The 21,999-nt window shown below is 66.1% G+C and carries 26 protein-coding genes; 16 read left to right on the forward strand and 10 right to left on the reverse strand.

What is annotated here, in order from left to right; translation table 11 throughout:
* Positions 1 to 32: 32 nt before the first annotated feature.
* Together MY55_RS11105 and MY55_RS11110 are read left to right on the forward strand one after the other, a co-directional pair.
* Entirely contained in the window at positions 33 to 980 is a 948-nt protein-coding gene (locus MY55_RS11105; RefSeq protein ID WP_052941701.1) for a substrate-binding domain-containing protein, read from the forward strand.
* Positions 981 to 1,065: 85 nt separating this feature from the next.
* Complete coding sequence (locus MY55_RS11110) at positions 1,066 to 1,608, forward strand: DUF2059 domain-containing protein (RefSeq protein ID WP_043575109.1); 543 nt, start codon at positions 1,066 to 1,068, stop codon at positions 1,606 to 1,608.
* A 1-nt stretch (position 1,609) separates the two neighbouring features.
* On the opposite strand, the gene MY55_RS11115 is transcribed toward MY55_RS11110, so the two are convergent.
* Complete coding sequence (locus MY55_RS11115) at positions 1,610 to 1,831, reverse strand: hypothetical protein (RefSeq protein ID WP_043575107.1); 222 nt, start codon at positions 1,829 to 1,831, stop codon at positions 1,610 to 1,612.
* 44 nt (positions 1,832 to 1,875) lie between these two features.
* On the opposite strand from MY55_RS11115, the gene MY55_RS11120 reads away from it, so the two are divergent.
* The 3 genes from MY55_RS11120 (at position 1,876) to MY55_RS11130 (ending at position 4,279) form a co-directional block, all read left to right on the forward strand.
* Positions 1,876 to 2,760, forward strand: a complete 885-nt coding sequence (locus MY55_RS11120; RefSeq protein WP_152681635.1) for a substrate-binding periplasmic protein — start codon at positions 1,876 to 1,878, stop codon at positions 2,758 to 2,760.
* Positions 2,761 to 2,813: 53 nt separating this feature from the next.
* Positions 2,814 to 3,686 (forward strand): NYN domain-containing protein, encoded by an 873-nt coding sequence (locus MY55_RS11125; RefSeq protein ID WP_047238226.1) that lies wholly within the window; start codon positions 2,814 to 2,816, stop codon positions 3,684 to 3,686.
* Between the two features lie 65 nt (positions 3,687 to 3,751).
* The gene (locus MY55_RS11130) at positions 3,752 to 4,279 is read left to right on the forward strand and encodes a GNAT family N-acetyltransferase (protein ID WP_043575218.1); all 528 of its coding nucleotides are present in this window, start codon (positions 3,752 to 3,754) and stop codon (positions 4,277 to 4,279) included.
* Here the strand turns inward: MY55_RS11130 and MY55_RS11135 are convergent.
* From MY55_RS11135 to pyrB, 3 genes are all read right to left on the reverse strand, one after another.
* Positions 4,266 to 5,546, reverse strand: coding sequence for a chloride channel protein (locus MY55_RS11135; RefSeq protein ID WP_047258277.1), 1,281 nt, complete (start codon positions 5,544 to 5,546; stop codon positions 4,266 to 4,268). The genes MY55_RS11130 and MY55_RS11135 overlap by 14 nt on opposite strands.
* A 171-nt stretch (positions 5,547 to 5,717) precedes the next feature.
* Positions 5,718 to 6,176: an aspartate carbamoyltransferase regulatory subunit gene (gene pyrI, locus MY55_RS11140; RefSeq protein ID WP_043575102.1), complete on the reverse strand. Its 459-nt coding sequence runs from the start codon at positions 6,174 to 6,176 to the stop codon at positions 5,718 to 5,720.
* A gap of 22 nt (positions 6,177 to 6,198) precedes the next feature.
* The gene (gene pyrB, locus MY55_RS11145) at positions 6,199 to 7,119 is read right to left on the reverse strand and encodes an aspartate carbamoyltransferase (RefSeq protein WP_043575099.1); all 921 of its coding nucleotides are present in this window, start codon (positions 7,117 to 7,119) and stop codon (positions 6,199 to 6,201) included.
* A gap of 416 nt (positions 7,120 to 7,535) precedes the next feature.
* Between pyrB and MY55_RS11150 the strand changes: the two genes are divergently transcribed.
* Positions 7,536 to 8,750: an HD-GYP domain-containing protein gene (locus MY55_RS11150; protein WP_043575214.1), complete on the forward strand. Its 1,215-nt coding sequence runs from the start codon at positions 7,536 to 7,538 to the stop codon at positions 8,748 to 8,750.
* A gap of 29 nt (positions 8,751 to 8,779) precedes the next feature.
* On the opposite strand, the gene MY55_RS11155 is transcribed toward MY55_RS11150, so the two are convergent.
* Complete coding sequence (locus MY55_RS11155; RefSeq protein WP_047238224.1) at positions 8,780 to 9,505, reverse strand: 16S rRNA (uracil(1498)-N(3))-methyltransferase; 726 nt, start codon at positions 9,503 to 9,505, stop codon at positions 8,780 to 8,782.
* 102 nt (positions 9,506 to 9,607) lie between these two features.
* Here MY55_RS11155 and MY55_RS11160 point away from each other — a divergent pair, with 102 nt between their 5' ends.
* The gene (locus MY55_RS11160) at positions 9,608 to 10,399 is read left to right on the forward strand and encodes an inositol monophosphatase family protein (protein WP_047238223.1); all 792 of its coding nucleotides are present in this window, start codon (positions 9,608 to 9,610) and stop codon (positions 10,397 to 10,399) included.
* A gap of 141 nt (positions 10,400 to 10,540) precedes the next feature.
* Positions 10,541 to 11,779: an anion transporter gene (locus tag MY55_RS11165; protein WP_065202400.1), complete on the forward strand. Its 1,239-nt coding sequence runs from the start codon at positions 10,541 to 10,543 to the stop codon at positions 11,777 to 11,779.
* A gap of 119 nt (positions 11,780 to 11,898) precedes the next feature.
* On the opposite strand, the gene MY55_RS11170 is transcribed toward MY55_RS11165, so the two are convergent.
* The 3 genes from MY55_RS11170 to MY55_RS11180 all read right to left on the reverse strand — a co-directional run bounded on the left by MY55_RS11170 (position 11,899) and on the right by MY55_RS11180 (position 15,954).
* Positions 11,899 to 13,233: an SGNH/GDSL hydrolase family protein gene (locus MY55_RS11170; protein ID WP_230623361.1), complete on the reverse strand. Its 1,335-nt coding sequence runs from the start codon at positions 13,231 to 13,233 to the stop codon at positions 11,899 to 11,901.
* Positions 13,234 to 13,475: 242 nt separating this feature from the next.
* Positions 13,476 to 14,489, reverse strand: coding sequence for a class I SAM-dependent rRNA methyltransferase (locus MY55_RS11175; protein WP_043575092.1), 1,014 nt, complete (start codon positions 14,487 to 14,489; stop codon positions 13,476 to 13,478).
* 112 nt (positions 14,490 to 14,601) lie between these two features.
* Complete coding sequence (locus MY55_RS11180) at positions 14,602 to 15,954, reverse strand: SGNH/GDSL hydrolase family protein (protein ID WP_230623360.1); 1,353 nt, start codon at positions 15,952 to 15,954, stop codon at positions 14,602 to 14,604.
* Positions 15,955 to 16,195: 241 nt separating this feature from the next.
* Between MY55_RS11180 and MY55_RS11185 the strand changes: the two genes are divergently transcribed.
* On the forward strand, positions 16,196 to 17,071 hold the full coding sequence (locus MY55_RS11185; RefSeq protein ID WP_043575089.1) for an HD domain-containing phosphohydrolase: 876 nt from the start codon (positions 16,196 to 16,198) through the stop codon (positions 17,069 to 17,071).
* Between the two features lie 99 nt (positions 17,072 to 17,170).
* On the forward strand, positions 17,171 to 18,112 hold the full coding sequence (locus MY55_RS11190; RefSeq protein WP_065202366.1) for an alpha/beta hydrolase: 942 nt from the start codon (positions 17,171 to 17,173) through the stop codon (positions 18,110 to 18,112).
* 68 nt (positions 18,113 to 18,180) lie between these two features.
* Here the strand turns inward: MY55_RS11190 and gmhA are convergent, their stop codons facing one another.
* Positions 18,181 to 18,765 (reverse strand): D-sedoheptulose 7-phosphate isomerase, encoded by a 585-nt coding sequence (gene gmhA, locus MY55_RS11195; protein WP_043575085.1) that lies wholly within the window; start codon positions 18,763 to 18,765, stop codon positions 18,181 to 18,183.
* 60 nt (positions 18,766 to 18,825) lie between these two features.
* Complete coding sequence (locus tag MY55_RS11200) at positions 18,826 to 19,578, reverse strand: S24 family peptidase (protein ID WP_065202401.1); 753 nt, start codon at positions 19,576 to 19,578, stop codon at positions 18,826 to 18,828.
* Between the two features lie 332 nt (positions 19,579 to 19,910).
* Here MY55_RS11200 and MY55_RS11205 point away from each other — a divergent pair, with 332 nt between their 5' ends.
* The 6 genes from MY55_RS11205 to MY55_RS11230 are packed head-to-tail and all read left to right on the forward strand — an operon-like array spanning position 19,911 to position 21,966.
* Positions 19,911 to 20,330 (forward strand): Mor transcription activator family protein, encoded by a 420-nt coding sequence (locus tag MY55_RS11205; RefSeq protein WP_043575082.1) that lies wholly within the window; start codon positions 19,911 to 19,913, stop codon positions 20,328 to 20,330.
* Between the two features lie 26 nt (positions 20,331 to 20,356).
* The gene (locus MY55_RS11210; protein ID WP_065202367.1) at positions 20,357 to 20,761 is read left to right on the forward strand and encodes a M15 family metallopeptidase; all 405 of its coding nucleotides are present in this window, start codon (positions 20,357 to 20,359) and stop codon (positions 20,759 to 20,761) included.
* Between the two features lie 2 nt (positions 20,762 to 20,763).
* Complete coding sequence (locus MY55_RS11215; protein ID WP_043575077.1) at positions 20,764 to 20,985, forward strand: hypothetical protein; 222 nt, start codon at positions 20,764 to 20,766, stop codon at positions 20,983 to 20,985.
* Positions 20,982 to 21,545 (forward strand): hypothetical protein, encoded by a 564-nt coding sequence (locus MY55_RS11220; protein WP_081284674.1) that lies wholly within the window; start codon positions 20,982 to 20,984, stop codon positions 21,543 to 21,545. Before MY55_RS11215 ends, MY55_RS11220 begins: the two co-directional genes overlap by 4 nt.
* Positions 21,542 to 21,739 (forward strand): TraR/DksA family transcriptional regulator, encoded by a 198-nt coding sequence (locus MY55_RS11225; protein ID WP_043575075.1) that lies wholly within the window; start codon positions 21,542 to 21,544, stop codon positions 21,737 to 21,739. The genes MY55_RS11220 and MY55_RS11225 overlap by 4 nt, the downstream gene beginning before the upstream one ends.
* Positions 21,740 to 21,750: 11 nt before the next feature.
* A complete protein-coding gene (locus MY55_RS11230) occupies positions 21,751 to 21,966 on the forward strand; it encodes a hypothetical protein (protein ID WP_043575072.1) in 216 nt (71 codons plus the stop codon).
* Positions 21,967 to 21,999 lie beyond the last annotated feature (33 nt).

Raw genomic sequence — 21,999 nt, forward strand, 5'->3', positions numbered from 1 at the left:
ACTGAAGCATTTCCGCCGCCCCTCGCCAAGCCATGCCCGCAGCCCGCTCCACCCTGCTTTGCGGCCTCCTGCTGCTGTGCGGCCCATCTTGCCAGGCCGCCGCGCTCGCCCGGATCGGCATCTCGGTCGGCGCGCTGGACAACCCCTTCTATCAGGCCTTGGCGCGCGGCGCGGTGCAAGCCGCCCACGGCCTGAACGCGGCGGTGCGCGTCACCTCGATGTCTGCGAATTTCACCCTGGAGCAGCAGCAGCGCCAGATGCGGCTGCTGATACAACAGAAAGTCGACCTGATCCTGCTGGGCGCGGTGGACAGCCAGGCGATCGCGCCGCAGGTGCGCCAGGCCCGCGCCGCCGGCATCACGGTGGTGGCGGTGGACGTCGACGCCCCCGGCGTGGACGGCACGGTGAAGTCGGACAACCGCCAGGCCGGCGAGATTACCTGCCGCTATCTGGCGCAGCGGCTGCAGGGCAAGGGCACGCTGTTGATCCAGGGCGGGCCGCCCGTCACTTCGGTCAGCGACCGCATCGCCGGCTGCCACGCGGCGCTGGCCGCCTACCCCGGCATCGCCGTCGACAACGACCGCGCCAACGCCATGGGCTCCAGCCTGGGCGGCCAGCGCGCGATGCAGCGCGATCTGCAGCGGCTGCCGCGCATCGACGCGGTGTTCACCATCAACGACCGCCAGGCGCTGGGCGCCGAGAAGGCGCTGCGCGCCGCCGGCCGCCAGCAGGTGCTGATCGGCTCGGTGGACGGCTCGCCCGACATCGAGCGCGCGCTCCGCCTGCCCGGCCAGATCGTCGCCTCCGCCAGCCAGTCGCCGTATCTGATCGGCCGCGAAGCCGTGCTGCTGGGGCTGCGCCTGCGCCAGGGCGATGCCGGCAAGCGGCTGGTGACAGTGCCGGTCGGCCTGGTCACCCGCGCCAATCTAGCCGGCTATCAGGGCTGGCAAAGCCGCCGCATGCCGCCGGCGCCGCGCTGAGAAACCGGCCAGGCCGCTTTGACCTGAGCGGTGCGGGGTGTCACACTGCCGATCCGACATCTTTCACCAGATCAAAGGATTTGCCATGTTTGCTTCCCGCTCGCTCAAGGCCAGCCTCGCCGCCCTGCTGCTTACCCTGCCGCTGCTGGCGCATGCCGACGCCGCCCAGGATGCCGGAGCCAAGGAACTGGCCGCCACGCTCAACATCAACAACATGCTGCCCGACCTGGCGCAGCGCACCACCGCCAGCGCGCTGCCGCTGCTGCAGGAATACCTGGTCAAGAACAAGATCCAGCTGACCGAAGCCCAGCAGAAAAAGGCGCAGGCCGGCCTGAAGGGCTATGGCGACAACATCCACAAGCTGGCCACCGATTACTTCGGCTCCGCCGCGGTCAAGGCCCAGTTCGAGCAGACCGTGGCGAAGAACTTCAGCGCCCAGTTCAGCGCCGACGAGCTGAAACAGATCAACGCCTTCTACAAGACCCCCGCCGGCCAAAAAATGCTGAAGCAGCAGCCGCAGGTCATCAACAGCATCGCCGGCGACACGCTGAAGAGCGCGGAAAAGGCGCTGCTGCCCAAAATGCAGGCCGCCGCCGAAGCCTACGGCAAGACCCTGACCAAGAAATAAGCTAATCCAGCATCAGGCTGAGCCGGCGCGCGCGCTCCAGCGCGGCGTCGGCGCCCGGCCACTCGTCCTGCCACACCCAGACCTGGCTTTGCCGGTCCAGCATCTCCACCAGCCACAGCCGGCTGCCGCCCTGCAGTTCCACCTGGCGCGCCCGCACCGGCCGGCGGTAATTGAACATCACCATCTCGCCGGTTTTTCCCGACGCCGTCGCTTGCGGTTGCATGATTTTCCCTCGGCCGTCATCCCGTCAGCCAACACGCAAGAGCCGTGCCACCATCCGGCCGCGCCAGCGGCTATAACAGGTGTATCGCCATCCTCGCCCGCCATCACGCCATGCGGCTGCCCCACGCTTGCCACCTCCTGCTCCTGCTGTGTCCGGCCTGGGCGGCGGCTGATGTCCAGACCGTCACCATCCTGACCGACAACGGCTACCCGCCCTATTCCTACGAAGCCGCCGGCCAGGCGCAAGGCATCTACAACGACATTCTGCGCGCCGCCTCCAGCCAGCTGCGCGGCTTCCAGATCGAACTGAAGCCGGTGCCGTGGAAACGCGGACTGGCCGAACTGGAAAACGGCAAGGCGCTGGCGCTGTCGCCGCCCTACTACCGGCCGCGCGAACGGCCGTACATGCAGCCATACTCGGTGCCGATGCTGAGCGAGCAGGTGGTGGCCTATTGCCGGGCGGCGGTCGCGCAGCCGCCGCGCAAACGCTGGCCCGACGACTACCGCGGCCTGCGTTTCGGCAACAACGCCGGCTTCCGCCCCGGCGGCGACGCGTTCTGGGGCATGGTGGGCCAGGGGCAGATCGCGCTGGAGGAGGCGGCCGACGTGCGCACCAATCTGCTCAAGGTCATCCGCGGCCACCTGGATTGCTATCTGAACGACAAGCTGGCGATACAGCTGGAGCTGGCGCGCCTGCAGCAGCAGGGACTCTACGCCCCCGGCGCCTTGCTGCTGACGGCCAATGTGTCCGAAGAGCAAGGCTATGTCGGCTTCACCGACCGCGACCAGGGCCGCTTCCCCTACAAGCAGGAGTTTCTGCGGCAGCTCAACCAGGCGCTCAGCGACATGAAGCGCAGCGGCCAGATCGACCGCATCATCAGCCGCGCGCTGGACGCCGCCCGCGCCCAGAGCGCGCCGCCATCCTTTTGACAGCGCCGGAAAGCCCGGCTTAGCATGTGCTGTCGCCCATCACGAAAGACCCAATGGAAAACCGCAAACTGGCGGTACTGATAGACGCCGACAACGCCCAGTCGGCGCTGATCGCCGAACTGCTGGCCGAAGTGGCCAAGTACGGCACCGCGGTGGTCAAGCGCGCCTACGGCGACTGGACCACCACCCAGCTCAAGGGCTGGAAGGAAGTGCTGCACCAATACGCGATCTCGCCGATCCAGCAGTTCGCCTACACCAAGGGCAAGAACTCCACCGACTCGGCGCTGATCATCGACGCGATGGACCTGCTCTACACCGGCAATTTCGACGGCTTCTGCCTGGTATCCTCCGACAGCGACTTCACCCGCCTGGCCACCCGCCTGCGCGAGGCCGGGCTGATGGTGATCGGCCTGGGCGAGCAATCGAAAACCCCGCGCCCCTTCATCGCCGCCTGCGACAAATTCGTCTTCACCGAAATCCTGCGGCCGCCCGCGCCGGCCAAGGCCAAGCCGGAAGCCCCGGCCGACAAGCCCAAGACCCGCGCCTCGCGTTCGCGCGCCAAGCCAGCCCCTGCGAAAGAGCGCCACCCGCTGCAGGACATGTTCACCTCGGCGATAGAAGCGGTGTCGCGCGACAGCGGCTGGGCCGAACTGTCCGCCGTCGGCTCCTACCTGGCCAAGAACGACCCCTCGTTCGACCCGCGCAACTGGGGCCACAGCCGGCTGTCGCAAATGGTGAAGAAGCTGGACTTCCTGTCGGTGCAGGAGAACCGCAACGGCTCCAAGCTGCACAGCGAGATCCGCCTGCGCCACGACAGCGAGCCCGCGCTGCAGGAAGCGCCGCCCGCCGAGGCCGCCGTGGAAGAATCGGCCGCGCCGGCGCGCAAGAAGCGCAGCCCGCGCAAGAAACCCGCCGTCTCCGGTTGAAAACTGGTAGGTTAATTGCTCAAGCCTTGGATCAAGGCCCCTACGACCTCAAGCAAGGACAGATCATGCAGATTCGTGAAGCCAACCTGGAAGACCTGGCCGCGATACTAGACATTTACAACGAAGTGATCGCCACCACCACCGCCGTCTACAACGACGACCCGCTGACGCCGGGCGAATTCGCGGTGTGGTTCCAGGATCGCGCCGCCGCCGGCTATCCGGTGCTGCTGGCCGAAGACGACGCCGGCCGCGCGCTGGGCTTCTCCAGCTTCGGCGATTTCCGCGCCCGCCCCGGCTACCGCTTCACCGTCGAGCACAGCGTGCACCTGACCGCCGACGCCCGCGGCAAGGGCATCGGCACCGCGCTGGTGCAGGCGCTGCTGCCGCGCGCCCGGGCGCTAGGCAAGCACACCATCCTGGGCGCGGTGGACGCCGACAATGAAGGCTCGATCCGCTTCCACGAGAAACTGGGCTTCGTGCAGGTGGGACGCCTGCCGCAAGTGGGCTTCAAGTTCGGCCGCTGGCTGGACCTGGTCTATCTGCAGCGCTTCATCGACGACGACGCCAGCAGCGGCCCGGCTAGCGGCGCCTGAGCCCGCCCTCGTCCTGGTACAGCGCGCGGCCGCCCAGGCGGCGGCCTAGCCGCGCCGCCACCAGCGCCGCCAGCGTCACCGGCAGCAGCATGTGCCAGGCGGCGGTCAGCTCCATCATCATCAGCACGGCCAATAGCGGCGCCTGCGCGGTGGCCGCCAGGAACGCCGCCATGCCCACCAGCACCGCCCCTCCCGCCGGCAGCCAGCCCGGCAGCACCAGATTCAGCAACTGGCCGGCCAGCGCCCCGCCGGCCGCCCCGGCGAACAGCATGGGCGTGAAAATGCCGCCGACGGCGCCGGAGCCGCTGGTGGCGGCGGTGGCGCACAGCTTGCACAACAGCAGCACCAAAACCAGCTGCCAAGCCGATTCGGCCTGCAGCAGCCAGGACACCGTGCTGTAGCCGTTGCCCCACATCTGCGGCCAAAACCAGGCCAGCGCCCCCACCACCGCGCCGCCCAGCGCCATCCGCAGCGGCAGGCGCAAGGGCAGCCGGGCGAAGGCCGCCCGGCCCAATTCCATCGACTTGAGAAACAGCGGCGAGCCGGCCCCGAGCGGCAGCGCCAGCAGGCAGTAACCGAACAAGGCCAGGTGATCCGGCGCCGGCAGCGGCGCGGTGCGGTACAGCGGCGCGAGGCCGAACAGGTGGTCTACCGTGAGGCTGGCGGTCAATGCCGCCAGCAGCAGCGCCGGCAGCGCGCGCCAATCCAGCCGCCGCCACACCACTTCCGCGACGAAAACCACCGCCGACAACGGCGCGTGGTAGGCGGCCGCCCAACCGGCGGCGATGCCGCACGCCGCCAACAGGCGCCGCGACGGCAAGGTCATCGGCACCAGCCGGCTCAGCAGCGAACCGCCCTGGGCCGACAGCGCCACCATCGCCCCTTCGCGGCCGATGGAACCGCCGGACGCCACCGTGCACAATGAGGACAGGCTGTTCACCAGCGTGCGGCGCAGGCCCAGCCGGCCATCGCCGACCCGCACCGCCTCCAGGTAGTCGCCGCTGGCGGAGCCGCGCAGCAGATGCCTCCCCTGCTCCAGCACCACGCCGGCCAGCAGGCCGCCCAAGACCGGCGCCAGCGCCCGCTGCCATGGCGGCAACTGGCGGGCGATGCCGACCAGGCTGCCGCTCTGGCCGGACAGCAGATTTTCGATGGCGTGCAGAACGCCCTGGAAACACAACACCAGCAGCGCGCCCAGCACGCCGCAACAGGCGGCCAGCAGCAGATTGAGGACGGCGGGATGGCGCTTGAGCAAGGAGGAAGGCATGGTCGGGGGTTTAGCGCGGAGCGGCGGCGGTGCATATCAGCCAAGCCTAGCAGAGGCCGGCTTCGCGGAAAATGAAAAGCGCCGCAGTCTCCTGCGGCGCCTCTCCGTTTTACTGCCACTGTCGAACGCAGTGTTTTTCTTGATTATCTCTATTCTCACCCTTTGTACGACTCAGCGCACCTCTGCAACAATATCCCTACTGAACACCTTTTCGCAATACTTGCACTTCATTTTTGTGTCATGTGCCAGGGTTTTTACGTAGAAAAAGCTCGTCACTGGCTCATTATGCGAAATGCAATTGGAATTAGGGCAGGAGAAAATGCCCTCCACTGCGTCAGGCAGTGTCAATTTATGCTTTTTTACCACTTCGAAGTTGTCGATGACGTTCACTGTCGCCTTTGGTGCGAACAGCGCCAGCTCATTGGCCTGTTCCTCGGTCAGCGCCACGTTCTCCACCTTGATGATGTCCTTGCTGCCCATGTGGCGGCTGACCAGGTTGAGGCCGACGGTGACGCGCTCGCCGGTTTCGGTGAGCTTGAACAGGCGCAGGATCTTCACGCCCTGGCCGGCCGGAATGTGATCGATCACGGTGCCTTGCTTCAACGCTTCTACGGTGCGGGTGTATTGCATGATCTTGTCCTTCCTTGCCTGATTACACGGTTTCGTTCAGTACCAGCGACAACAGGGCCTGGCGCGCGAACACGCCGTTCTTGGCCTGCTCGAAATAGTAGGCGTGCGGCGTGGCGTCCACATCCACTGCGATTTCATCCACCCGCGGCAGCGGGTGCAGCACCTTCATGCCGGGGCGGGCGTTTTTCAGCATGTCGGCGCGCAGCGCGAACTTGCCGCTGATCTTCTTGAATTCGGCTTCGTCGAAGCGCTCGCGCTGCACCCGGGTCATGTACAGGATGTCCACTTCCGGAATCACCGCTTCCAGGCTGTCCACCACCGTGTATTCGATGCCGCGCTCATCCAGCTCCTCGCAGATGTAGTCCGGCATCGCCAGCGCTTCCGGCGCCACGAAATAGAAGCGCGCGCCGAACAGCGACAGCGCCTGCGCCAGCGAGTGCACGGTGCGGCCGTATTTGAGGTCGCCGGCGAAAGCCACCGACAAGCCCTCCAGCCGGCCCTGGGTTTCGCGGATGGTGAACAGGTCGAGCAGCGTCTGCGTCGGGTGCTGGTTGGAGCCGTCGCCGCCGTTGATCACCGGCACCGCCGAGAACTCGCTGGCCAGCCGCGCCGCGCCTTCCTTGGGGTGGCGCATCACCACCGCGTCGGTGTAGGAGCTGATGATCTTGATCGAATCGGCCAGCGTCTCTCCCTTCTTGGCGCTGGTATTGCCGCCATCGGCGAAGCCGATGATATTGCCGCCCAGCCGCTGCACCGCGGTCTCGAACGACAGCCGGGTGCGGGTGGACGGCTCGAAGAAGCAGCTCGCCACCAGCTTGTCCTGCAGCAGGTCGCCGCGCGGGTTCTGTTTGAGGCGAGCGGCGGTATCCACCACCAGCTCCAGTTCTTCGCGGCTGAAGTCGGGGATGGAGATGATGTGTTTCCGGTACAGTGGATTGGCCATGGTCGCTTTCCTCATGTTGGCAGGCTGGTGACGGACGAAAAAAAAGCCCCTGCGTCAGGGGCTTTTTTTCGGGAATACGGGCGTGTCGGGAACGGCTGCTCCGAACGGCAACGCCGCCACGCCACCCCTGCGGGTGCCGCTGCTGCGATCGCGCTGTCGTGCTGCCTGGCTCATTACCGTGTTCCGAACAAAACTGCGGGAATATATCCCGATCCGCCCCTTGTGGGCAAGCCGGCCGCGATGGACGGCGGCGAAATATCCGTTCCGATCGCGGCGCGGCCGATTTGACCCTGCCTGCGATCGGGCCTTGAAAATCCCGCCATCCCGGCTGATGCTTGAAGAACACCGGCGTGGTTCCACCGCTTCCGGCCTTGGGCCCGATCCATCCCGCCCAACCGGCTTTCCCGAAATACGCGATGATCAAGTGCATAGACGTCAACGACCTCAGGGTCGGCATGTACATCCACGACCTCAACTGCGACTGGATGTCCCACCCGTTTCTGGTCAACCGTTTCAAGGTCGCCCACGAGAGCGAGATCCAGAAAATCGCCGAAGCCGGCATCCATGAAGTCTACATCGACACCCGCAAAGGCATAGACCTGCCATCGGCGCCTTCTGCCGTCGAAGTGCGCAAGCAGCTGGAAAGCGAATTGCGCGCCATCGCCTCGCGCGAGAGCACGGTGGTGCGCAAGGTGGAAAGCGGCGAGGAGTTCGGCCGCGCCCAGGTCATCCACCACGAAGCCAACCAGATCGTCCGCGACATCCTGCAAGACGTCCGCCTGGGCAAACAGGTGGAGCTGGAACAGGTGGAGCCGCAGGTGGAGAGGCTGACCGAATCCATCCTGCGCAACAACGGCGCGCTGCTGTCGCTGTGCCGGATCAAGGACAAGGATAACTACACCTTCCAGCACTCGGTCAGCGTCGGCGCGCTGATGGTCAGCTTCTGCAACGCGCTGAACATGGGCAAGGACGTGATACACCACGCCGGCATCGGCGGCATGCTGCACGATATCGGCAAGATGCGGGTGCCGGACGAAATCCTCAACAAGCCAGGCAAACTGACCGAGCAGGAATTCCAGGTGATGAAGTGCCACGTGGTGGAAAGCCAGAAAATCCTGCACGCCACCCAGGGCATTTCCGAAACCGCGGTGCTGGTGGCCGGCCAGCATCACGAGCGCCACGACGGCAGCGGCTACCCGGCCGGGCTGAAGGGCGATGAAATCTCCCAACTGGGCCAGATGGCGGCCATCGTCGACGTCTACGACGCGCTGACCTCCAACCGCTGCTACCACCAGGGCATGCCGCCCACCGACGCGCTGCGCAAGATCTATGAATGGTCGAAGTTCCACTTCAACCCGGAGCTGGTGCAGGCCTTCATGCGGGTGATAGGCATCTACCCGGTCGGCACCCTGGTGCGGCTGGAAAGCGGCCGGCTGGGCGTGGTGGTGGAGCAGAACGACAGCAGCCTGATCTCGCCCAAGGTGAAGGTGTTCTTCAGCATCAAGAGCAATGCCCACATCCCGCCAGAGGTGGTGGACCTGTCGCGCCGGATGGGCCACGGCGGCGGCGACCGCATCGTCAAGCACGAATCGCCGGAGAAATGGAAGATAGACCCGCTGCGCTTCCTGTAGGGTGCGTCACCCCAACGGGGCGACGCGCCCTAGCTGTAATCCCCCCACACCGCCTGCATCGCCGCCACCGCCGCCAGCGCGGCGGTTTCGGTGCGCAGGATGCGCGGCCCCAGCTTCAGCGGCGTCCAGCCGGCGGCCAGCGCCGCGTCCTCCTCCGGCGCGGAAAACCCGCCCTCCGGCCCGACCATCAGCCAGCTGCGCGCCGGCCGGGCCGACAATTCGGCCAAGCTCTTGTCGCCGCGCGGCGACAGGATCAGCCGGATGTCGGCCTCCTGGCGGGCCTGCAGCCATTCGTTCAGCGTCAGGATGGGCAGTACCTGCGGAATCAGGTTGCGCCCGCTCTGCTCGCAGGCGGAGACGACGATTTCCTGCCAGCGCGCCACCCGCTTGTCGGCGCGCTCGCCGGACAGCTTCACCACCGAGCGGCCGGCGGCGATGGGCTGGAACACCGACACCCCCATCTCCACGCCCTTCTGCAGCGTGAACTCCATCTTGTCGCCGCTGGAAATGCCCTGGGCCAGGCCCAGCCACAACGGCGTTTCACGTGAAACCTCGTCGAAGCGCTCCACCACGCACTGGGCGTCGCGTTTCTGCACCGCGCTGAGGCAGGCCTGGTACTCGCCGCCGCGGCCGTTGAACAAGGTGATGGCGTCGCCGGCGTTCAGCCGCAATACTTGTACATGACGCACCACAGCATCGGGCAGGGACAGCTGCTGGCCGACCTGAAGATCGGCATCGAGATAAAACCTTGGCATCGGATATTGAAAGTCGCTGTTGATACCGGTATTTTGCTAGGTTTGCTCCATTCGGCAAACCGCTTTTGCGCCGCGACGACGCAAACCAGCAGGAGAAACAGGATGCAGGTGCTTGAACAGGTAATGCGACTGGTGCGCGAAGTGGCCGCCCGCGAGGTGATGCCGCGCTTTTTGCACGTTGGCAAAAGCCGCAAGGAAGACGGCACCCTGTTCACCGAAGCCGACCTCGCCTGCCAGGCCGCCCTGCAGCGCGGCCTGCCGGAAATCTTGCCGCATCCGGTGCTGGGCGAGGAAATGGACCGCGAAGAGCAGGACGCGCTATGGGACGGCAACCAGGACGGCCTGTGGGTGGTGGACCCGATAGACGGCACCACCAACTTCGTCAACGGCCTGCCCTATTTCGCCATCTCGGTGGGATTGATGGTGAACGGCAAGAGCGAGCTGGGCGTGATCTACAACCCGGTGTCGGACGAGATGTTCTACGCCCGCCGCGGCCAGGGCGCCTGGATGAACGGCCGCAGCCTGCCGCTGAAGACCATCCACAACTGCATCGGCGACGCCATCGCCAGCGTCGAGGTGAAATACCTGCGCTCCGGCAAGCTGGCCGCCCGCCTGGGCAGCCTGGCGCCGTGCGGCAGCCAGCGCAATATGGGATCCAGCACGCTGGACTGGTGTTTCCTCGCCGCCGGCCGCTACGACCTCTACCTGCACGGCGGCCAACGGCTGTGGGACTACGCCGCCGGCGCGGTGATCCTGGAAGAGGCCGGCGGCCGCATCGCCAGCCTGAACAGCGACGACTACTGGAGCGACGTGATCTGGAAGCGCTCGGTGATCGCCGCCATCACCCCGGAGCTGTTCGGCCAGTGGCACCGCTGGGTGCGGGCCAACCAGTAGCCTCCGCCAAGAACGCATGCCGCGCGCGCCGGCAACGCCGTGCCCGCGCAACCGCCTTCCGGCCGCCATGAAACAGCCATCTCCCTCGTCCCCAAGCTCGGCCCTCTCCCAGACTGGCCGATGCGCGCCGGCGCTTACCACATGACCACGACCATCCTCGCCATCTTTCTCACCGTCTATCTCGGCATGATTCTCGGCGGACTGCCGTTCCTGCAGCTTGACCGCACCGGCGTCGCGCTGCTCGGCGCGATCGCGCTGATCGGCGTCAACGCGCTGAGCCTCGAGCAAGCGGTGGCAGCCATGCATCTGCCCACGCTGATATTGCTGTTCGCCTTCATGGTGATATCGGCGCAGATGCGCCTCGGCGGCTTCTACGACTGGGTGACCCGCAAATTGGCGACCCTGTCGCTCGGCCCCGCCGGACTCTTGGCGGCGCTGACCGTCGTCAGCGCGGCGCTGTCGGCGGTGTTCAGCAACGACATCGTCTGCCTGGCCGTCGCCCCGGTGTTGATCGACGCCTGCCGGCGGCGCCGGCTGGACCCGGTGCCGTTTCTGCTGGCGCTGGCCTGCGCATCCAACATCGGCTCGGCCGCGACGCTGATCGGCAATCCGCAAAACATGCTGATCGGCCAGACGCTGCGCCTGGACTTCGGCGGCTATGTCCTGGCCGCCGCCATTCCGGTGGGATTCGGGCTGCTGGCATGTTGGGGGCTGATCATCCGACAGACCGGCGGCCGCTGGCTGGATGCCGGCCCCGCCGAGGCCGCCGCCGAGCCGCCACGCGAAGACACGCCTTTCGATGGCTGGCAAACCGCGAAAGGCCTCGCCATCGCCGCGACGCTGCTGGCGGCCTTCCTGGCGGCGCCGTGGCCCAAGGAGCACATGGCGCTCATCGGCGCGGGCATCCTGCTGATGAGCCGCCAGCTGCATTCCCGCAAGATGCTGGGGCTGGTCGACTGGGAGCTGCTGGTTCTGTTCATGAGCCTGTTCGTCGTCAACCATGCGCTGCAGCGCACCGGGATCCCCGCGGACGCCGTCGCCGGCCTGGCCGCGCTCGGCGTGCGGCTGGAGCAGCCCGGCCCCTTGTTCGCCGCCACCTTCCTGCTGTCCAACATCGTCTCCAACGTCCCGGCGGTGATGCTGCTGTTGCCGGTCGCCCATCACGAGACGAGCGGCCTGCTGTTGGCGCTGGTCAGCACGCTGTCGGGCAATCTGCTGATTGTGGGCAGCATCGCCAACATCATCGTCGTCGATGCCGCCGCCAGGCGCGGCATCGCCATCGACTGGAAACGCCACGCCCGCGTCGGCGTGCCGATCACCCTGGCCAGCCTGGCCGTCTCCGCCGCCTACCTGGCGCTGCGGTTCCAGCTCGGGCTCTGACCCCGGCCGCGCGGCATTCGAATGCAGAGGGAACCCGCCCTCATCCGCGAAACGGCGGCGACAAAAAACCGCATGCCGGCAAGGCATGCGGTTGGCGGGTGTTTCCCAAACTGGGCGGATCAGCGCTTGCGCGCCTGCGCCGACAGGTTCAGATTCTGCTGGCGCAGGAAGTCGGCCACCATCTGGCCCAACAGCACATGGGTGTGCGTGGTCGGGTGCAGATTGTCCCAGAACACGTAGGCGTCGGCATTCGCGCACTCCGGCCGCGGCGTCTGCGACGAAATGTAGGGCAGGCTGGCGTTGGCCGCCACGTTCAGGCAGGGCTGGGTGGTGTTGCTCACCTGGTACTTGGCCGGATTCGTCAGCAGGTCGTTGAACATGCCGTAAGCGTCGAACAGGCTGAGCTTGAGCGCCGTGCCGTGCTTCTGCTTCAGATTGGCCACCAGCGTCGCCAGCTTGGCGTTGTAGTCCTTCACCTGCTGCGCCAGCTGCGCCGCCTTGCCGCCGGCCGAGCCGGACGGCGTGCGCGACAGGTCGGGCAGCGTCAGCACCACGATGTTGCGGCCGCCGGCGGCGATGATCTTGTCCAGCGCCTTGCCCTGGTCGGCGATCACCTGATCGACGGCGCGGCCGTAGTTGAGCAGGTCGTTGCCGCCGATCAGCATGGTGAACAGCGTGTTTTCCGGACGGTAGCCCGGCGCCTTCTGCATGTACTGGGCCCAGGAGTCCACCTGCTGCAACAGGCCCGGCACCACCAGATGGCTGTCGGCGGCGGAACCGCCTATCGCCCAGTTGTAAAACGGCAGCTTCAGCTGGTCGGCCAGATGCTCGACCCACACCCGGCCGTTGCTGAAGCGGCCGACGTACCAGCTGCTGGCCACCGGCAGCCGCCATTGCGAGGCGCCGTACATGTTCTGGGTGTCGGACAGGCTGTCGCCGAACACCACCATGCGGTTGATCGCGTTGCCTTGGCTCGCGCTGTCCAGCGTCCAGATGGTGTGGTTGTACGACATCACGTTGTTGGCGGCGGCGAACAACGCCAGCGGACGGTTGACGCCCTGCTTGGCCAGCGTCTGCTGGCACACCGAACGCAGCGTGTCCTGGCTGGTATCGCTGTAGAACATGTTCTTCAGCGCGACGAAGCTGCCCGACCACCAGTAGCCGTTGACGCGGTAGTAGTCGCCGCTGGACGGATCGGTGGCCCACACGTAGTCGGTCTGCGGCTGGTTGGCCACCGGACTCTTGCGGTAATAGCAGCGCAGATACGTGTAGGTGGCGCTGCCCGGCTGCGGCTTGGCCTGGCCGGCCGCGGCGCGCGCCTCGCTGCCCGACAACGGTTTGCCGGCGGAGACGACGCCGTCCAGCTCGTCGCTGGGCGGCTGCTCCGCCTGCGCCAGCGCCTGGCCGGAAGCCAGCGCGCCCAACAGCAGGGACAAAATGATGCTTGTTTTCATGTATTCACCCGGTACCTTGTTTTTTTATCAACGGGATAGCTCTCTCGCCGCCTGCGCCGACATGCCGTCCGGGCAGGTGCGGGGCCCCGTGTCAAACATCATACCAAGCAAATATATTTAAAATAAAACGTTAATTTTAAACAAATTAACTGATTTAATCGCAAATTGTCCTGGATCAAACCGAGAAAAAGCCGCCCTGGCATAGGGCGGCTTTTTCAGCTCGCAACAAATGAGAATGCGTCTCAAACGTGCAGCAGGACTATCTTCAGCGGGGGTTTGCCGTCGGCGCTGGGAAAGTCGGCGTCGGGAGCGATCCACTCCGCCGCACGCACCTCGCGGCCGGCTTTCGCCGCGCTGCGCTTCAAGGCTTCCAGCCAGGTTTCGCCATTCACTTCTGCAACATTATTGCAACAAATCAGCGCGCCGCCGGCCGCGGTGGCCAGCAAGGCGGGCTTGAACAGCGCCTGATAGTCGTTGACCAGGTCCACCACGCCGAACGGGCTCTTGGAGTAGCGCGGCGGGTCGAGGAACACCAGGTCGAACTGGCGCGCCTCCAGCTTGGGGAAGGGCGGCATCTTCTTGCCGCGCACCCGCTCCGCCTGGCCCAGGCCCGACAGCTGGCGCAGCGCGGCGAACACGTCGCTGTGCAGGCAGCGCGGCCGGGTGGCCAGCAGGTTCAGCTTGGCGTTGGCGCGGCCGACGCTGAGGCTGGATTCGGCGAAATCGACGTTCAGCACGAAGCTGGCGCCGGCCTTGGCCGCCGCCACGCCGACGCCGCAGGTGTAGGAGAACAGGTTGAGCACGCTCTTGCCTTCAGCCAGCTGCATCACGCGGCGGCGCGCGGCGCGCAGGTCGAGGAATAGCCAGGGGTCCTGGCCCTTGTGGCGCGCCTGGTAATGGAAGGCCACGCCGTTCTCGCGGATGGCGACGTCCTGTTCGGCTACCGCCTGTTCGGCCAGCGGCAGCGCGTTGCGGATGCGGGAATGGGATTCGCTGCGGTCGTTGTAGACCAGCGCCAGCTCCGGCAGCGTTTGCCGGTAGTAAGCGCGGATCTCGGCCAGCTCTTCCTCGCTCAGCGGCTGGTGGAAGCTCTGCACCAGGATCTGCTCGCCGTAGCGGTCTACGGTCAGGCCGGACGCGCCTTCCACGCTGCCGTGGAACAGCCGGTAGCAGTTGGTGTCTTCGGCGGCCAGGCGCTCTATCAATTCGGCGCGCGCCGCGGCGGCGCGGCTGAGGAGTTCGGTCAGGGTGGACATGGGGACTTTCGGTTCGGTTCCAGGCCGGGCCGCGGCATGCGCCGCGGCCGGTAAAACCCGGATTGTAAGCCCTGGCGGGCGGCGCACCAAGCGCGCCGCCCGCTTCATGCCCTTAGCGCAGCGTCTTCAGCGCCGGGAAGGCGCTGCCGGACGCGTTCAGGAAGTCGGCCACCGCATTGCCCAGCAGCAGATGGGTATGGGTGGTCGGATGCAGCGTGTCCCAAAACACGAAGGTGTCGGCATTGCCGCAGTTGGCGCGCGGCGACTGGCTTTGCATGTAGTTCAGCGACGAATCGGTGTTGATGTTGAGGCAGGACTGGGTGGTGTTGCTCACCTGGTACTTGGCCGGATTGGTCAGCAGATCGCCGAACAGCGCGTAGCTGTCGAACACCTGGATATTGACGCCGTACTGCTGGCGCAGCGAAACGGCCAGCGCGTCCAGCTTCTGGTTGTAGTCCAGCACCTGCGCCGCCACCGTGGCGCCGCCGCTCTTCAGCTGGAACACCGGCGCGCGCGACACGTCGGGCAGCTTCAGCAGCAGGATGTTGCGGGCGCCGGAGCCGATCAGATTCGTCAGCGCCTGCTGCTGGCCGGCGATCACCTTGTCCGGCGTGCTGCCGTAGTTGACCAGATCGTTGCCGCCTATCCACATGGTGAACAGCGTGGTGGCCGGATTGTAGTTGGGCGCCTGCTGCATGTACTGCTGCCAGGACTGCACCTGCTGCACCACGCCCGGAATCACCAGCTTCTGCGTGGTCACGCCCGCGCCGCCTATCGCCCAGTTGTACAGCGGCAGCTGCAGCCGCGACGCCAGGTACTCCACCCACACCGGGCCGTTGCTGAAGTGGCCGATGAACCAGCTGTTGCGGTTGGGCAGCGTCCACTGCGAGGCGTTATAGACGTTCTGGTTGTCGGACAGGCTATCGCCGAAGGCGATGATCTTGTTGATGCGGCTGCCCTGCCCGGCCTGGTCATTGCTCCACACCGTGTAGTTGAAGGACATGGCGTTGTCGGCGGCGAACACCATCGCCGGCGCCTGGTTGATGCCCTTCTTGGCCAGCGTGCCCTGGCAGACCGAACGCAGCGCGTCCTGCGTCGCGTCGCTGTAGAACATGTTCTTCCAGTCCAGGATGCTGCTGGACCACCAGTGGCCGTTCAGCCGGTAGTAATCGCCGCTGGAGGGATCCAGCGCCCAGACGTAGTCGGTGGTCGGCTGGGTATTGCCGGCGCCGGTGCGGTAGTAGCAGCGCAGATAGGTGTAGGTGGCCGGACCGGGCACCGCGGCGGCGCTGAGGCGAGCGGCCGCCGGCTTGGCCTTGGGCAGGCCTTGCTTGAGCAGCTCGGCGCGGCTGAGCGGGCCGGACGGCGACAGGATGCGGCCGTAGCGGGCATCCGGCTGAACAGGTTCATTGCCGGCGACAGCCAGCGAAGACAGGGTCAAACCCAGCAGCAACCACGATTTCATGCGTTCTCCTCCGTGTAGGTGTAATGGAACGGCCGCGCGTCCGACTAATGACACGCAGCAGCTACATTAAGAAGAGAATATGAATTTTGTATATGGCGAATCATGACGTTGCGGTAAAAATTAGATTAAACGCTCGATTTATTGTCGCCTTATCGCCAGCGCAGCACGCGGATGCCGCCGCCGCGCGTTTTACCCCCGTATGCCATATTGAAACTGCCCGCCACCCGCTAGTGAGGACGCCATGCAAGCCAGCCGCGAACTGCTGAAAACCCTGTATACGATGGCCATGCTGGTCGAAGCCCGCGACGCCTACACCGGCGGCCACCTGTGGCGCGTGTCGCGCTACAGCCATCTGCTGGCCGAAGACCTGCATCTGCCGCAGCCGGAAGTGGAACGCATCGCGCTGGGCGGTTTCCTGCACGACCTGGGCAAGATAGGCGTGCCGGACGCGGTGCTGAACAAGCCGGACCGGCTCAGCGACGAGGAATACGAGGTGATCAAGACCCATCCGCGCGTCGGCGCCGATCTGCTGCGCGACCACCCGTTGGCCGAACTGGTGATGGACGCGGTGCTATGCCACCACGAAACCCCCGACGGCAACGGCTACCCGCAGCGGCTGGCCGGCAAGGCCATCCCGCTGGTGGCGCGCATCGTAGGCATCACCGACGCCTTCGACGCGATGACCAGCACCCGCCCCTACCGCCAGGGCATGCCGCTGCCAAAAGCGCTGGCCATCCTGGAAGAAAACCTGGGCCGCCAGTTCGACCAGGAATTGGGCAGCCGCTTCATCCAGCTGGGGCGCAGCGGCCGGCTGGACGGGGTGCTGGGCCACAGCGAGCCGGGCATTCCGATGCAGAGCTGCCTGGCCTGCGGCCCCATCATCGCGGTGCCCGGCAGCGCGGCCGATGGCGACGAGATCTTCTGTCCCAGCTGCGCCGGCGGCTACCGGCTGCGCCGCGGCAACGGCCAGCTATCGCTCGCCCCGTCGGGCAACCGCGACCCGGTCAAGGCCCGGCAGCCGCGCGCCGACAGCGGCCTGATAGACAGCCTGCTGCAGGGCAGCGGCCCATTGCGCGCCCGCAGCAAGCCCGGCTTGCTGGACTTGTTGTTCGGTTGACCCCGTGACCTGGAAACAGGTCATCAAAATTGCCGTTTAAATGTCAGTGGTATAGATTGAGGATATCTCGCGCCACGCGACCGCGCGCAGGAGCCGACCATGCACCCCCTCCACCCCAATCTGCAGCCCTGGCTGGCCGAATACAACCTCGCCCTCAAGCAGAAGGCGGACGCGGGCTACAAGGCCACCGCCATCGGCGCGCGCGAAGCGCTGGCCGAATTGACCCGCCAGCAAGTCGCCGCCGGCCCCGCCATCGCCTGGGTCAACGACGATCTGGCCCCGGGCGGCGAATACCGCGTGCCGGTGCGCATCTACCACCCGGAACCGCGCCGGCCGCTGCCGGTGCTGGTTTTCCTGCACGGCGGCGGCCACATGGCCGGCAGCGTCAGCGTCTACGATCCGATCTGCCGCCGGCTGGCGGCCGCCAGCCGCCATATCGTGGTGGCGGCCGAATACCGGCTGGCGCCGGAAAACCCCTACCCGGCCGGCCTGAACGACGCCGCCAGCGTGGTGAAGGGCGTGTGGGATGTGCTGGATGAACGCCGGCTGCCCTATCGCAGGCAGCTGGCGCTGGCCGGCGATTCGGCCGGCGGCGCGCTATGCGCCAGCCTGAGCGGCAAGGCTGCGGCTGACGGCGCCGAGCCGGGCATCGCCCGCCAGGTGTTGATCTACCCTTGCGTCGATTACACGCTGGCCCAGCCATCGGTGGCCGAGAACGGCGACGGCTATTTTCTCACCGCCAATCGCACCGAGTGGTATTTCGACCAGTACTTCCAGCATGACGAGGATCGCCGCCAAGCCTCGCCGCTGTATTGGCCAGCCGCGCCGAATCCGCCCGCCACGCTGCTGATCACCGCCGGACGCGACCCGCTGCGCGACCAGGGCCTGCAATACGGCAACCAGCTGAAAGCCGCCGGCGCCCAGGTCGAGCAGCTGCACCTGGACGACCAGATGCACGCCTTTCTCAACATGGAGGCGCTGGTGCCGGAGGTGTGCCAGCTGGTCTACCGCCGCATCGGTGCCTTTCTCAACGCCGAATGACACACCCGCCCCGGCGACGCTGAAGCGGGTCAGCTTCGACGCGCCGCGCGGCGGCGGGCATCATCGCCTCAATAGTTTTCCGGGAAGAAGTGGCGCTCGGTCAGCTCGATCAGGATGTGCAGCACCTTGATGTGCAGTTCCTGCACCCGGTCGGCGTACTGGCCGCCGGGGGTGTTGACGTAAACGTCGGCCAGCGGCTCCAGCTTGGTGCCGGCGCGGCCGGTGAGGATGATCACCTTGACCCCCAATTCGCGCGCGGTTTCGGCGGCGCGGACGATGTTGCGGCTGTTGCCGCTGGTGCTCAGCCCCAGCAGCACGTCGCCGGCGCGGGCGTGGCTTTCCAGGTAGCGGGCGAAGATCTCGTCGTAACCGTAGTCGTTGCCCACGCAGCTGATGTGGCTGGGGTCGCTGATGGCGATGGCGGCCATGCCGCGGCGGTTATTGCGGTAGCGGCCGGTCAGTTCCTCGGCGAAGTGCATCGCGTCGCACATCGAGCCGCCGTTGCCGCAGGAAAACACCCGGCCGCCCGCTTCCAGCGCGGCGATGATGGCCGCGCCCGCGGCCTCGATGCCGGCCAACGCCTCGGCATTGTCCAGCAGGTTGTCGAGCGCCGACTTGGCCTCGCTGAGGCTGGCGTGGATATGTGATTTCATAGCGGTTGCGGTCTCCAGTATCAGCTTGTCAGTTTACTTCATCGCGCCGGGAGGCGGCGCTCAGGCGATCTGCCTGCCGAACCACACCACCCGGCCGATGACCTCGAATTCCCCGGCGGCGCGCGCCAGGTCCACGGTAAAGGTTTCATACAGCGGATTGGCGCTCTTCACCTGCACCGCGCCGCCCGGCAGCCGCTGCAGCTGCTTGACGAAGATGTCCTCGCCGATGCGGATCACGAACAAACCTTCGCCGGGATGGCGTTCCGCGGTGTTGATCAGGATGGTGTCGCGGTCTTCCAGCACGCCGCTCATGCTGTCGCCCTTGACGCTGATCACCGCCAGGTCGCGCGGCGAGGCGTTCAGGTGGTTTTTCACCCAATAGCGGCGAAACGCCATATAGAACAGCGGCTGTTCGTCGCAGGCGGCGGTTCCAAAGCCGGCCGACGCCCTCAGGTTATAACGCGGGATGAAACAGAACTCCTCGCGCACGCCGTCCGGAACGAAATGCTCGTCCTCCGACCCGCGCATCGGTTCCAAACGCGCGGCCTCGACCGCGATCTCTTCCGCCGCCGCGCCGGCAGCGGCATCGGCCTGGGCCGGCTCCTCGCCATGGAGCAGCCACTCCAGCCGGCAGCCGCTGCTGCTGGCGATCTTCTGCGCCGTGGCCAGCCGCGGCACGCCGCCCTTGTACCACATATTGGTGAACGAACCCTTGTTGATGCCCATGCGGGCCGCCCAGGCATAAGGCTTTTCCGCACCGATCAGCAGTTCCAGCCGTTGCCGGAAGTCGGGCTGCTGCAAGGAATTTTCCATATAGAACTCCATCAGAACTCGATCATGGCCAAAGCCATCCGTCAGAGTACTATTTCATGAACACCCCGTCGACTGCGACTGACACCGATAGTGACATTCCATCGCTTGCTCAGTTCTAAAATACAGCTTAAAATGGCAACCATACTGCATAACAAGTTACACAAATTTAATAAAGTCTTTGTTTAGAACCATGATGGACAGGGTGATTACTACGGTTCCAAAACAGATTCTACAACCGGAGGGACGCAGCGCATGCCGGCCTCTGCTCGAATTATAACTCTTTTAGAACTTCATGTCTGCCAAGGCCATTTGGGACCCAAGGAGTATCCGCGATGAACGCTACTGCGCACTTTCCCGCTCTTCCCGCCACCATGCAACTGGTCGCCCAGCTGATAGGCATGCCGCGCACCCTGCAATTGGTGCAGGCGCTGGGCGGCACCACCCTGCCGTTTTCCAAGAACCAGAGCCGCGCCGGCCAGTTGCGCTTCGCCGCGCTGGTGGACGTGATCGGCCAGGACGCCGCGGAACTGCTGACCCGCCACTTCGGCGGCGACATCCTCTACATCCCGCGCTGCAGCCAGGCGCTGCGCCAGGCGCGCAACCAGCAGCTGATCCGCGACTTCGACGCGCTGCTGATCGACGGCCTGGGCGCCAACGAAGCCGTCGGCCTGCTGGCGATGCGCTACCGCCTCAGCGACCGCATGATCTGGCGCGTGCTGAAAACCCCGCCGGCCCCGCACGAGGTGCACTGATTATCCACCGGCAAAGGAGTCCCCGCATGGCCAGCCGCGCCATTTCCGATCTGCACCCGCAACTGCAACCGCTGGCCGAAGCCTTTCTGCGCCGCTGCCGCGACCAGGGAGTCGACCCGCTGCTCACCTGCACCTGGCGCTCCCCGGCCGAACAGGACGCCCTGTACCAGCAAGGCCGCAGCAAGCCCGGCCCCATCGTCACCCGCGCCCGCGCCGGCCAGTCCGCCCACAACGCCATGCTGCACGGCAGCCCGGCCGCCCTCGCCTTCGACGTGGTGCCGCTGCAGGCCGGCAAGCCGGTATGGGACGCCGACCACCCTCACTGGCAAGTCATGGGCCAGATCGGCCTGGCGCTGGGCTTGCGCTGGTACGGCGCCGCCGACGCGCCGTTTCGCGAGTATCCCCATTTCCAACTGACGCAGGAGACATGAGCATGCGCCTTTCCGACCTGGTCCGCGGCCCGCACAGCCGCCGTCTCAGCCATAGCCGGCTTTGGGCCAACGTGGCCTGCGCCGCCGCCACCGCGATGTTCGTCGTCGACGGCTGGCGCGGCACCCTCACGCCCGATCTGTGGCTGATCTATCTGGGCGTGGTGGGCGGCTACTCCGCCTCGCTGCGGCTGATCTCCGCCTATCGCGGCCGGAGCCCGGCATGATGCCCGCCGCCGCCCTGCGGCTGGGCGCCTGTCTGCTCTTGCCGCTGGCCGCCGGCGCCGGCGGCTACGCGCTGGGCAGCCAGCGCAGCGGCCAATATTGGCAGGCCCGGCTGCAAGCCAGCGTTTCCCAACTGCAAGCCGACGACAGCCGCGCCGCCGAACAGCGGCAGCAAGCGGCGCTGATGCAACAGCAGCAATGGCGCCAGCGCATCGATCAGCTGGAAGACAGCCTGCTGCGGCAGCAACAGGCGCGGCAAGCGCAGCAACGCCAACAAGCGCAAAGGATAGACGATGTCACTCGCCACGATGGTTCCGCTTTTACCGGCCTTGGCCCTGACGGCCTGCGCCTCTACCGCCAGCTCCTCGGCTATCCCGCCGAGCTGCCCGGCGCCCAGCCCCTACCTGCTGGAAATGCCGGCCAAGCCGCCGGCGCCGGCGGCGGGCTACCGGCGCCCGACCTCCTCGCCCACGCCGCCGATTACGGCGCCTGGTGCCAACAACTGGAACAGCGCCTTGCCGCCCTGAAACAACTTTACGCCCCACAGGAGCCCACGCCATGACCGACTTCTTCGACCGCGCCAGCGAGCTGGAAACCGAATTCCGCGAACAAGCGCTCGCCCGCCATTTCCAGCAGCTGCAACACGGCGGCTACAGCCACTGCGAGGACTGCGGCGATCCCATTCCGCAGGCCCGCCGCGTCGCGCTGCCCAGCTGCACCCGCTGCGTGATCTGCCAACAGTTGGCGGAACGCTGAGGAGGTTTCACGTGGAACACGACAATCTGCTGGCCCTGGGCCGCATCGAAGGCAAGCTGGACATGATCGTCGCCCACCTCGCCAAACAGGATAAAAAACTGGAAGAACTGGACGGCCGTCTGCGCGACGTGGAAGTCCAGGCCGCCAAAAGCGGCGCGCTGTCCGGCGCCCTGTCGGCGCTGCTGGTCACCCTGGCCGGCGAACTCCTCAAGCGCGCGCTGCACTGACAACGCTCAGCTAAGCCCCGGCGCCGCCCCGCC

Origin of the sequence: Chromobacterium subtsugae (genome assembly GCF_001676875.1) — a bacterium.
Lineage (GTDB): Bacteria > Pseudomonadota > Gammaproteobacteria > Burkholderiales > Chromobacteriaceae > Chromobacterium > Chromobacterium subtsugae.